Genomic DNA, 11,927 nt, shown 5'->3' with positions numbered 1-11,927 from the left:
GTCGTCCTCTCGACAAACACGGTCCGACGTTCAGCTCGTTCTGCTGGTGTCGAACCAACTTCGACCGGGCAGCAGGTCGATCAGCGCCCCGATACCCGACCGCAAGGCCGCATCATCGCCCGGCGCATATCTCGCCCACTTCCGTCCGTCCATCGCGACGCTCGGCGTCACGATGAATCGCCCCGACAGCGTATCCACCACGTTCACGCTGGATACGGATTGCGCGGAGCTGCCGTCGTGGTGCTCGATGATCACCACTTCGGCCCGTCGGACCACCTCGTCCAGCACCCGGCTCAGCACCGCGGCGGCGTGCGGTTCCGCCCCGAGTTCTACCAGGGCGCGCCGCCGTTCGTCCTGGTCGTCGGGAATCTCGCCGAATTGCTCCACCGTCGCGGCGACCGGCTCGAACTGCAACACCGGCGCCGGACCGAGCGCGGCCAGGACGGCGGCGGGCAAGGTGTCGAGCTGGTCGTCCTGCTGGAATACCGACTGGATGACGACATGATCGTCGGAGCGCACCGCGAGTACATGGGTCTCGCCCGCGCGCACCAGTGACATCCGCAGCATTCCTTTCGGCTCGCCGTCCAAGCCGGTGTCCAGGATCCGTACCGCCATTTCCACGTCCGGCCGGTACAGGCACTGCAGCCAATGCTCGACGACCGGGTGCACGCGTCCGTCCTCGAGCACGCCCACTTCGGTGAGCTGCTCGGCGACCACGGCATATACCCGATCCCGATCCTCGATGCGGTAGATGTTCGGCAACAGCGCCAATACCGGCGGATAGGACTCGAAACCGACCAGATGCTGTAACAGCAGGGCGGCATCGACATTCAGGTCGATTGCGACCGGATCGTCTTCCACACCTTCCTCGAATGCATTGATCATCTCCTTCGACTGGATATCGACCTCGGTGCGCTTCACCGAGGACGTTCTGCGGAGGCGAGGACCGCTTCGTCTTCGTTGTCGTTTCGCTCGATAATGCCCACCGCCGGCACCGATTCGAGCATCGGCTCGTCTCGGCCGTCCCGGTCCTCGTACTCGATTACCCCGATGACGGGAGGTTGCTCGAGTACCGGGACATCCTGCGGTTCGCCCGGGACGAATACCTTCGACGACCTCTTCTCGTCGTCGCGGCGTCGTCGCATTCGAGCCTTGGGCGCGACCGCACCGCGCGGCGGTCCCTTCCGGGCCATCGGCCCGGATCCCGCTTGCTGCGGCATGGCGCCGAATGCCCGTCCGGCTCCTGGATTCCAGCTGGCGGGCAACCGGAAACCGGTCGCGGCGCCCGGCATCGATCCGAGGCCGCCGCGGGCCATATTGAGCGCGACGAGACTCCCGGCCCCACCACTCAACGCGGCCAACGTCGGCGAGCTCTGCGACGTGCCGTACAACCAGGACTGGTCCGTGGCTCCGTCTCCCATGCCGTTCATTCCCGAATCCCCGGACCAGCCATTGGCGTTCGGGTCCGGCGACAATTGCTCGGGATTGGTGGCGGGGTCCAGCGTATCCGCCGGCTGGGTCGGATCCGCAGGCTGAGTGGGATCCGTCGGCTGGGTCGTATCACTGGGTTGCGTGGTATCGCCGCCGGGTTTTTGATCGCCCGTCCCGGTGTTGTCCGATCCGGTCGACCCATCGCCCGTCGACGTGTTCGATATATCCGTCTGCTGGGTGAAGTCGCTACCGTTGTAGTCGGTCGGGTTGTCGTAGGACACGTTTTGCGTCTGCGGGCCCGGCCCTGGTCCGCCGGTCACAATCGGCGGCGCCTCGAGCGGTGGCGGCAATGCGGCCAGTGTGGGCACCAGCGCGTTGGCGTAAGCTCCCATCACACCTAGCGCAGCCCCTCTGAGCGCGAGCAACTCGGCTTCGGCTTCGAGTAGGGCCGCCCCGCTCAACGGCCCGAAGCCGCCGCCGAGCGCGATACCCTCTTGGACCCGGACCTGGGCGGCCTTGGCGGCGAGGACCGCCATGGCGGCCTTCGCCGCGGTGGAGATATCAGCCGCTCGGTCCAGCAACTGGCCGGTCGCCTCAGCCACTGCCGCCTGCTCACGCAACCATGCCGCATGTTTCCGGAACGCCGCCTGCGCCTGGTCGGCGGTGAGCGCTTGGAACGTCGCACTCATCTGGAGCATCGAACTGTCGGTGTTGGCCGCGGCGGCGTTCAATCGCGCGGCCATTGCCGTATAAACCTTGGCGGTCGCCCGCGTCGTGGCGACCCCATCGCCGGCGAGCACCGGGGCGATGATCCCCTCCGGCCCCAGCGCGCCGAGTACCACAGCAAGCATCTCGTCAGCTTTCGCTCGCGCTGTCCGCGTCTAGAACGCGGCTACTCTGCTGATCACCTGGGCATGGCCGATCACGTCGCCGGCTGCGAAAGCGGCACCTATCTCCGGTAGAGCGACCGCACCATCGGTGCCGAGGGCGATTCCGTTTGCCGTGGTGGGGAAGAACAACCCCGCCTGCTTGGCGCAGGCGACGGGGATGAGCGCGCTCACGTCATCGAGACCCGGCGGGGCCGGGACAGCGGCGGGAGCGGCCGCACCCAGCATCAGCATCAGATCCTCCGCGCTGACGCCCAGTTGCGAAGCGATAACCGGGAGATGATCCCAATCGACAGCGAGATGCATGGAAGTCTCCTAACGACCAGTACCCACTCTTGGCGAGTAGTACATCGACATCGAGCGGTGCAATCAGAACGTTAGGCTATTCCCAGAGATGGGGATGCGGCGCGGAACTCGTACTCGCCCTGCCGATCACCTCCCTCGGCGCCTGCAGAAGACACTTGGCACACGAGTGGACGCGTCACGTGACATGAGTCGTCCGCCCATACCGCCAACCGGCATCCCGGACATGCGATCGCCCTCGACGATGTTCGCGAACGAATTCGTCGAGGGCGATTGCATTCGATTTCCGACCGGCTGCGGCACCGGCACAACCCGAGCGCCGCGTCCGTGCTCGATCGACAATCCCCGGACCGGAGATGGCGATCTCGGCTACTACATAGCCCCGCCGGTTCCGATCTGCGAGAACCGCATCGCCTGACCCGTATCGACGACACGGAACTCACCGTCGATGCCGGACACGACCTTCGTGGCCGCCTTGAGATCGGTCAGTGCCGAGTTGTACTGTTCGATCAACTTCATGATGCGAACCTGCAGGGCATAGTTCTCACTACCGGCGTCACCCTGGAAGTTCTCCGCGAGCAGCTTGGCGAGCGCGTCCCGCTCGCCCGCGTCGATGGTCATGTCGCTGAGCACCTTGTCGGTCCGGATGACCAGGCCCTCAACCGCATCGTAATCATTCTTCAAAGCCATTTTTCGAAACCTTTCCCGGTTGCATTCTGGCGTGAACCGCGAATCAGAAATTCATGTTGTATTTGTTGACCTGCGCCGCGTTTTCTTGGTCTTTGCTATCGAAGTTCGCGCCGGCGGAATTCAGCACGTCGACGATCTCCATGAAGGTCTGGTGCAGCTTGCCGCCCTTGTCGAGAGCACCCTGCATGGCCGTCTGAATGGCGTTTCCGGTTGCGCCCTGAACGGCGGGCGCATACTCCATCTTGATGCCTTCGAGAATACCCAAGTGGTTTCGGAAGGTGTCGGCGTGCGTGAAGAACTTCTTCGCGGCTGCGGTGATCTCGGCCGGGTCGCCGGTGTATCCGGTTGCCATATCTATTCCTATCCTGTAGGCGTTTACCATGCCTCGGACGGATTCGCCGAGGACGTTGACAGCGTGTGTGCCGAAAGCGTCGATGCGCGACTCAGGCCATCGACCGCCTCGGCCACACCGATTACCGGGGGTTTCTCCAGTACCGGCACCTCCTGGGTTTCTCCGGGAACGACTGCCGCCGCCGGATCTCGGATTCCCGTCGTTTCGGTGACGTCCCGATGCGGGGCGGTAGCACCGTGCGGTCCGTAGCCTCCCGGCAGAACGGCGGCGCCCTCACCGACTTCCAATGGCGTCCGGAATGGGTCGGTCGCGGCCTCCCGCACGTCCGGCGGCGCGATGCCGAGATCCGGGAGTGCCATGGTGAGACTCCAATCGAGCGTGACTACCAGCTCGGATCGAGCGGCTGCTAAGGAAAACGGTAATTTATTCCCAACCTTGGGATGGGCGCCCAAGTCACATCTGCTGGGGCACCCAGGCCACCTGGACGAGATCTCGGCGAGAAGACATGGGCTCCACGAAGATTCCCCGGCCCGGCGGCTGCTTGGTGGGGCGCACATCGCCGATCAGGATGCCGTCGAGCTTCGAGCCGTCCATGATCAGACCCGAGGAATTGAGGTTTTTCATCTGGCCGATCACGTTGTCGTACAACGCCGTGTCCGCTTGGGCGATGTTGCGCGCCGCGATGACGTGCAAGCCGGTATCGCGACCGTCGACGATGATCTCCTTCAACGGTTCCAGCGGATTCATCCCGCCACGTTGCACCACCATGTGGTAGTCGTCGATCACGACGAAGACCTCGGGCCCGGACCACCAGGAGCGCTCCGCGAGCTGTCTGGGCGTCACGTTCTCCGGTGGGCGCCGCGAGCGCATCTTCTCCACCAGCGCCGGCAGCGCCTCCCGCACATCCCGCTCGCTGGTCACATGGCCGATGAGCATCTCCTGCGGCACCGTCTCCAAATGCCTGCGCCGGTAGTCGATCAGCAACACGCGCGCCTGCGACGGGTCGTACTGGCGTCGAATGGATTCCAGCAGTGCGGCCAGGGTGGTGGACTTCCCCGATCCCGTCGAGCCGAGCACGATGAAATGGGTCGACACACTGAAATCGATCGTCGCCGGGCTGAGATCGGATTCCCGGACGCCGAACGGCACGACCAGTCGCTGAGCGAGCGTTTGCGGCACCGGCCATCCGGCACGCACTTCGTCCATGCCCACCTGTGGCGGCAGCAATTTCACCTGCGGCGCACGCCTGCCCGGATAGCGCTGCGTGATCTCGGCGGCCGCGGCGGCGAGGCCCTCGGCGGCCGAATTCGGATCGCCCACCCCATCGATGCGAGGCAATGCCGTGAGCATGTGCAGGCCCTCGGTCGAGATACAGCGACCCGGCCGATTGGCGGGGATCGCCGCGACAACGTTCCGGTGGGTATTGAACGTCGTATCGGCCAGGTCACCCAGCCGCATCTCGACGCGGGTCTGCATCAGGTCCTTGATCGCGGGGCGAATCGCGATCCAGCGCGAACTGCTGACCACCAGGTGGATGCCGTAGTTCAAGCCCTGGAGGGCGATCGACTCCATCACCGGGGTGTATTCGTCGTAGTACGGACCGTTCGTACCGAACCCGACGTCCCATCCGTCGATGACCAGGAAGACGTCACCGTAGGGATCGCGATCCTGCCACGGCGGCGTGCCCCCGCCGTCGCGCAGCGTGCGGAACTTCCGGATCGAGTCGATGCCGAACTCGGTGAACATCGACTGCCTGCTCTCGAGCAGGTTCGTCACCAACGCGATCGTGCGCCGGATGCGGTCGCCGTCCCGAGCCGCGGCGACCGATCCCACGTGCGGGAGGTTCGTCAGCGCCGCCAAGCCGCCGCCGGAGAAGTCCAGGCAGTAGAACTGCACCTGTTCGGGGGTGTGGGTCAGCGCCGCCGACAGGATGAAGGACTGTAGCGCAGTCGATTTGCCGGACTGCGTACCGCCGACGATGGCCATGTGCCCGCCCGCGCCCGACATGTCGACCGACCAGACGTCCTGACGCTGCTGCCGTGGCTTGTCGACCAGCGCGACCGGCATCTGCAACGCTCCCTGCGGCACCGCGCGGATCATCCGCTCCAGGGTCGGCGGCGTAACCAGCGGCGGCAGCCACATCTTGTGGGCGGGCTGGCCGTGCCGAGCCAACTGCTGCAACACCGCTTCCATCACCGTGATCGACTCGCCGTCGGCGGCCTCGGGCGTCTCCTGCGCCACCATCGGCTCGACCACAGCGGGCCGGGTGTCGGCGATGTGGCCGGTGGTGAAGCGCTGCGGCGGCCGGTATCCGCCACCGGGTCGTCGCGCGCGCTGCGCGGAGGCCGCGGAGACCTGCGCGGGCGGAGTGTATTTCTCGCCCACATACGCGGCTTGGAAGCGCTGGAGGTCACCGGAGCCGACTCGCAGGTAACCAGACCCCGGCTTTTTCGGCAGGTGGTAGGCGTCCGCGGTACCGATCGCGTCACGTGAGTCACTGGTTTGGTTGGTTCGCAGGGCAACTCGGTAGGAGAGGTGCGCTTCCAACTCGCCCATGCGGTTGGCGGGTACCTTCTGCGACGCGAGCAGCAGGTGGATGCGCAGTGATCGGCCCAACCGGCCGATGGCCACGAAGAGCTTCGAAAAGTTCGGATGCTGCTCGAGCAGTTCGGCGAACTCGTCCAGGATGATCAGCAGTGTCGGCAGCGGTCGCAGGTCCGCGCCCTGCTCCCGGGCACGCTCGTAATCGGCGACGCTGGCGAAATTGCCCGCGTCGCGCAGAATTCGCTGCCGCCGCGCCATTTCACCGTTGATGACGTCTTCCATACGGGTGACCAGGTCGGCTTCCTCTTCCATGTTCGTCACGATGGCCGTCACATGCGACAGCCGTTCGAAACCGAGGAAGGTCGCGCCACCTTTGAAGTCGACGAGCAGCAGGTTCAAGACATCCGGCGAATGGGTCGCCACCGCGGAGAGCACCAGGGTGCGCAGGAATTCCGATTTACCCGATCCGGTCGCGCCGATGCACATGCCGTGCGGGCCCATGCCTTCTTCGGCCGATTCCTTGATGTCGAGATAGACGAGGCTGCCGGCCGGATCGTGTCCGAACGGAATATTCAACCGGGCCCGATCCTCGTCGCGCCGCCGGACCCACGCCTGCTCGACACGGATGTTGCCGGGGTCGGCGATGCCGACCATCTCCTCCCACGACGTCCCACCGCTGGCCTGCTCGGCGGCCACCGCTTCGACCACCGTGGACAACCGGTACGGCGAGAGGCTGCGCGCCATCGCCGTCATCGCCGCTGTGGACAGCGAGTCGGCCACGCCGACCCGACGCAGCCCGCGCACGGTCACCTCGTTCAGCGATCCGTCCTCGGACACGGCGAAACGCAGCGCGCGCGGCAGATTCTGCTCCGTGGCCCCCAGCCGTAGCCACGTGCAACCATCGATGCCGGAGATGTCACGGTCGCTCGCGGGCCCGGCCACGTCGACGATCAGCAAGTAGTGCGTGCGGTCCAGGGTGGGCTGCGAATTGGCGGAGAACGGACCGCGATTGAGCCCGGCGAGCACCTTGGTGCGGAGCTCCGCGACGGTGCGGTACACCATCCGGCTGGAGCCGATCGCGTCGTTGTCGCTGGGATGCTGGCTGTGCGGCAACCACTTCAGCCAGGACCATTCCGGCGCGTCCGGGTCGGACAGCACCGCGGCGACCGCCACCTGGTCCGGTCCGTGCAGCACCGCCACCTCGGCGATCATCGCGCGGACCAACCCGGCCACGAGTTCCGGATCGCCGTCGATGCCGACTTGCGGCGCCGACAGCAGATTGATCGCGACCGGCATTCCGCCGACCGTGGAATAGGCCTTGGCGAAGCGAGTCAGCTCGACGACGCCGACCGGGTCCAGATCGGAGGTGGGCGCGGCTTCCGGAACGATCACGCGCACCTGGTTGGCGATGCGCCCGCGACCGACCCGCACGCGCAGGAACTGCGGGCTCGCGACCTGCACCTCCCACATCCGCTTGCCGCCGATCAGCCGGGCGATCTCGTCCGGGCCGGGATGGGTGTAGCGCAGGAAGGCATGGAGTTCGGCTTCCGCCGCGTGCACCGTCTTGCGGTTGTCGGTGATGCTGCGCAGGTAATCCTTGCGTTCCTCGTTCAAGCCGGCCGCGCCGCCGCTGGAGTTGCCCGCGAACGCGCCGCCCATCATGCCGAACATCGACACCAGCATCATGGCGGGGAACATGAGCATCATCGGGTTCATGGCTCCGCCGCCGCGGAACATCATGACCATCATGCCGCACATGGCGGCGACCATGACCACGGGCATGATCATCCGCATCCGCGACGGCGGGACCGGCTTGGGCAGCTCGGTCGGTGGTTGCAGCCGCAGCTCGGTCACCGCGGGGGCCTTGGGGCCGCGCACCATCCGGGCGGGTCGTACGAACCGGCGAGTCGTGGTCACTGCGTACCACCGAGCCCGGCGACGATCTTGTTGTTCGGGATTCCGTCGTGTTGGATGCGAGCTTCCTTCTGGGACAGGGCGGGCCCGACCGCGAACAGCGAGATGATGCTCCACGGCGCGGGAACCGGTGTACGCATCCCGAGCGCGGTCAGGGTGGGATCGGTGCCCCCGCCGTTCGGATCGGTGATGATGCCGTAGCGCACCCCGCTGTCGGAGACCCAGTAGAGCGATTCGCGCAGCGGCGATCCCGGTTCGGCGCCGGTCACCTGCACGAAACGCCCGGTGTCCCTCGGCAGGTACGCCGCGTCCGCGGTGGTGCCGCGCGAAGCGGAGGAGGTCACCAGATCGACCGCGCGGCCCTGCTCGTCCTGCGTGAGCGGCAACTGCCTGCCCACCAGCAGTTCGGTGGTCGCGTTCGGATCGTTCCCGGAGCGCGACCAGTGCAAGCACGTGACGCCGGACCGTTCCGGGTCGACGAGGCGAATGGGACGGGTCGGGTAGGTCGCGGTGCCAGGCCACTGTCCAGGGCGCAGATTCGCCGCGATCACGTTGGGTCCTACGGTGCGAGTGGTCACCGAGCCTTGGGCGTCCGCATTGCGAACCATCGCCGCCAGCACCGAACTGATCCGCACCAGCCCGGACTGGGAGACGAGGTAGTACGAAACGCCCTGATCCGGTGTCGACACGGTGACCACCGACCCGACCGGTGTGGTGAAGCCGTTGTTGAGCGAGATGGTCTCGCCCTTGCCCGGCACGTCGGGGACCCGGAGCGGCGGCGCTTCGGGAATCGCGTTGACCAAGCCCTTGGAGGCCGCCATCACCGGAGCGGTCGAGTCGATGCCGAGCGCCATGGCCACCGCGGTGTTCGCGAGATCGATCGCGGCGCGCACCACGCCTTTCTCGGCGTCCGCGTACACCAGCCAGGTCGTGGTGTCGTCGCGTAGCAGGCGGGCCTCGCCGTCACCCAGCGGGCGGTTGGCGTCGCCGTCGATGGTGAGCGGGCCGCCGATCGCCGTCGTCCGCACCGCGGAGCGACTCACGGTCGGCAGACCGGTCGCCGGGTTCACCGGCGCCGCCGCACCCGTGCGCGCCGTATCGCACACCGTCCACGAGGAATCCTTCTCGTTGTTGTCGACGATGCTGCCGGGCGCACCGGGAATGCCGACCCACGGCCCACGCGGATATTTCGACAGCTCGTCCCGGGACACCTGCACCGGATTGTCGGGGGAACCGACGATGAGCCGAGCCGACGTCAGGTTCAGCGCGGGGAACAGCCGGTTGTTCAGGCGCACGAACAGCGCCCCGGTGTCCTTCTCCGCGACGATCTTCGAATCTCCCACTTTCTTGGCGGGTTTGAAGAACGCCAGCACGGCGGCGCCCGCGATGATCACGCAGGCGAGCGCGATGCCGATGGACAGCGCGGTCGAACGACCGCGCTGTGGGTCATCGATCATCGACGCGTCTCGGCGGACCAGCGCGTGCTCGATCCGTCGCAGCAGAAAACGCCAGCCGGAAATCTGGTGTTTGGTCACAACCCGGAAGCGCGCCACCGGTTCTCGTTCCTTCCGCCGCCCTCACCAAACCGTAACCAGCGGTCACAGCATGAATACGACCGCTATTCCCAACACCGGGGATAGCGGACCAGCGGACGCCTCACACCCGCGTGCTCGGCGCCAAACCCTCCAGCGCCGCGGTGACGTCGAACGCGTCGATCGTCATGAGCTCCTCGTCGCTCATCGCGGCGATATCGGCGTTCTCCCTGGTGAAGCGATAATCACGCTCGGCTTCGGCGGCCTCGACCACGTTGCGCACGAAACGGCCGTTGCCGGCCAGATCGATCAGCCGCCTGCCGTTCTTGGTCTGTCCCGCCAGCTCCTCGCACCTCAGGCGCAACACCTCCCGCGCCTGCTCGGACAGGATCGAGTCCTTCTTCCGCGCGATGTGTTCGGCGATCTGCACCAGTTCGTCGGCGTCGTAACTGGCGAAACGGATGCGCTTGGTGAAACGGGAGGCGAGGCCGTCGTTGGACGCCAGGAACCGGTCGATCTGGTCCTCGTATCCCGCGATGATCACGACGAGCTTGTCGCGATCGTTCTCCATGCGAGCCAGCAGCGTGTCGACCGCCTCCTTGCCGAACGCGTCCCCGCCGGAAAGGCCTTCCTGGATCAGCGTGTACGCCTCGTCGATGAACAGCACCCCGCCGAGCGCCGAGTCGATCAGCGCGTTGGTCTTGGGCGCCGTATGGCCCAGGTGGGTGCCGACCATGTCGTTGCGGGAGACCTCGATGACCTCGGCGTTCTCCACGACACCCAGGCCGGCGAAGATCTTGGCGATCACCCGGGCGATGGTCGTCTTACCGGTGCCGGGCGGGCCGGAGAAGATCAGGTGCTGCGACTTCGAATCCACGGCGAGCCCGCGCTTGGCGCGCACCTGGTCCATCAGCACGCCGGACTTGAGCCGGTCGACCTGCTCCTTGACCGAATCCATGCCGATCTGCGCCTGCAGCAGATCGGAGGCTTCCGCGAGGAGACTCTCGCGCTCCGCGCGCGCCGCGCTGGCAGCCGCCTCGCGCGGATCGTCGCCCGTCTTGGGATCCCACCTGTTCGTCCGGGAGGCGATGAGTTCCGCGGTGACGACCTCGAATCGGTACGCTTTATCGCGCACCGCGCGCTGCCATTCCTCGCGGTCCGGCCAGAGGGCCGAGCCCTGCAGCCCTTTGAGAACCTTGTCGGCGGCGTCGTGATCACCGTTGTGCCGCATCAGCATGCCGAGCAGGAAGTGCGCATCGGCCCAGATGTAGGACAGACTGCCCGAGGAGCTGTCCTCCACGATTCGCTGCGCGCGCGGCATGGCTTCGCCGAAGCGGCCCAGGTGCGCGAGCGACTGCGCGGTCATCAGCTCCGCGGCGATGTCCAGCAGGCCGTCCTCCAGCACCGGCCGCGCGTTGCGCAACGCGAGCACCTCCGGCCATTGCTTCGTCCGGAAATACAGCGACATGCGCACGAAATCGGAGACGTCGTCGCGCGGGACCTCGTCGAGTATCGCCGCGGCTTCCTGCCACTCACCGCCTTCGGCGTACGAGCACGCCTGTGCGATGGCGATCTGATCGCGATCGGCCATCGCGACGCGCAGGCCGTACATGCCGATCTCGACCTGGCACCACAGGGCCCGGTCGACCAGACCCGCCCGCTGCTGGTCGCGGTAGAGGTTGTGCACCGAGCGGTAGGCGCCGTAGATCACCTCCGAGGTGACCTCCCCGGCCATGGCACGCCCGAGCCAGGCATCGCACATGTCCGGGTCGAGATCGGTGGCAGCCCGAAACGCCGCCGCCGCGTGCTGGTCGTTGCGCACGCCACCCGCGACCAACCCAAGATTCTGAACACCCGTGTAGAACGCGTCCTCGGCCGCTGACACTCGGACTTCCCTTCCGCCGATCTAGCCTGCTCGAACGATAGATTCCGGGGGTCACACCCAGGACTCGGTCACTTCCCATCCATGGGAAGCAATCGGGGCGGGCATCACGGCCGACCGACATGCCAATTTTGAACGTGCCGTCAGTTAACGGTATGTTCACCTCGGGGTCGGCAATCATCCGCCTGCAGACGGCCCCTTCGGCGGCGGCTGGCCAGCCGCGATCCGGTCCACCAGCCGCCGCGCAGCAGGCCGGAGCCCGAACGAAAATTTCTTGCCGCTATTTAGGTGCACGCTATTGAACGTTCCGACAGAAGAGGGTACTGTCTGAACACAGATCGTCAGTCCCTCATCCTGACGATCTGAACCCAATAAGCAACGGCCGGTGGCAC

Annotated in this window: 8 protein-coding genes; all 8 read right to left on the bottom strand. The window is 66.2% G+C overall.

What is annotated here, in order from left to right; genetic code table 11:
* Positions 1-30: 30 nt before the first annotated feature.
* Positions 31-921: an ESX secretion-associated protein EspG gene (locus ABZ552_RS26745; RefSeq protein ID WP_281874988.1), complete on the bottom strand. Its 891-nt coding sequence runs from the start codon at positions 919-921 to the stop codon at positions 31-33.
* Complete coding sequence (locus ABZ552_RS26740) at positions 918-2,282, bottom strand: PPE domain-containing protein (protein WP_281874990.1); 1,365 nt, start codon at positions 2,280-2,282, stop codon at positions 918-920. The genes ABZ552_RS26745 and ABZ552_RS26740 overlap by 4 nt, the downstream gene beginning before the upstream one ends.
* A gap of 30 nt (positions 2,283-2,312) precedes the next feature.
* Entirely contained in the window at positions 2,313-2,624 is a 312-nt protein-coding gene (locus ABZ552_RS26735; RefSeq protein WP_281874991.1) for a hypothetical protein, read from the bottom strand.
* 369 nt (positions 2,625-2,993) lie between these two features.
* Positions 2,994-3,311: a hypothetical protein gene (locus tag ABZ552_RS26730; protein ID WP_281874992.1), complete on the bottom strand. Its 318-nt coding sequence runs from the start codon at positions 3,309-3,311 to the stop codon at positions 2,994-2,996.
* A gap of 43 nt (positions 3,312-3,354) precedes the next feature.
* On the bottom strand, positions 3,355-3,663 hold the full coding sequence (locus ABZ552_RS26725) for a hypothetical protein (protein WP_281874993.1): 309 nt from the start codon (positions 3,661-3,663) through the stop codon (positions 3,355-3,357).
* A gap of 453 nt (positions 3,664-4,116) precedes the next feature.
* A complete protein-coding gene (gene eccCa, locus ABZ552_RS26720) occupies positions 4,117-8,124 on the bottom strand; it encodes a type VII secretion protein EccCa (protein WP_357440522.1) in 4,008 nt (1,335 codons plus the stop codon).
* Positions 8,121-9,674: a type VII secretion protein EccB gene (gene eccB, locus ABZ552_RS26715; RefSeq protein WP_281874995.1), complete on the bottom strand. Its 1,554-nt coding sequence runs from the start codon at positions 9,672-9,674 to the stop codon at positions 8,121-8,123. The genes eccCa and eccB overlap by 4 nt, the downstream gene beginning before the upstream one ends.
* A gap of 103 nt (positions 9,675-9,777) precedes the next feature.
* Positions 9,778-11,538: a type VII secretion AAA-ATPase EccA gene (gene eccA / locus ABZ552_RS26710; RefSeq protein WP_281874996.1), complete on the bottom strand. Its 1,761-nt coding sequence runs from the start codon at positions 11,536-11,538 to the stop codon at positions 9,778-9,780.
* Positions 11,539-11,927: the final 389 nt, after the last annotated feature.

The sequence above is a fragment of the Nocardia sp. NPDC019219 genome (assembly GCF_040632645.1).
GTDB classification, from domain to species: domain Bacteria; phylum Actinomycetota; class Actinomycetes; order Mycobacteriales; family Mycobacteriaceae; genus Nocardia; species Nocardia sputorum.
Note: the sequence above shows the minus strand (reverse complement) of the source record. Positions and strands in the feature narration are given on the sequence as shown.

Bases quoted from the DNA above. Each gene is read 5' to 3' on its own strand.
- ABZ552_RS26725 (WP_281874993.1), bottom strand. From the start codon at position 3,663: ATGGCAACCGGATACACCGGCGACCCGGCCGAGATCACCGCAGCCGCG.
- ABZ552_RS26740 (WP_281874990.1), bottom strand. From the start codon at position 2,282: ATGCTTGCTGTGGTACTCGGCGCGCTGGGGCCGGAGGGGATCATCGCC.
- ABZ552_RS26735 (WP_281874991.1), bottom strand. From the start codon at position 2,624: ATGCATCTCGCTGTCGATTGGGATCATCTCCCGGTTATCGCTTCGCAA.
- ABZ552_RS26730 (WP_281874992.1), bottom strand. From the start codon at position 3,311: ATGGCTTTGAAGAATGATTACGATGCGGTTGAGGGCCTGGTCATCCGG.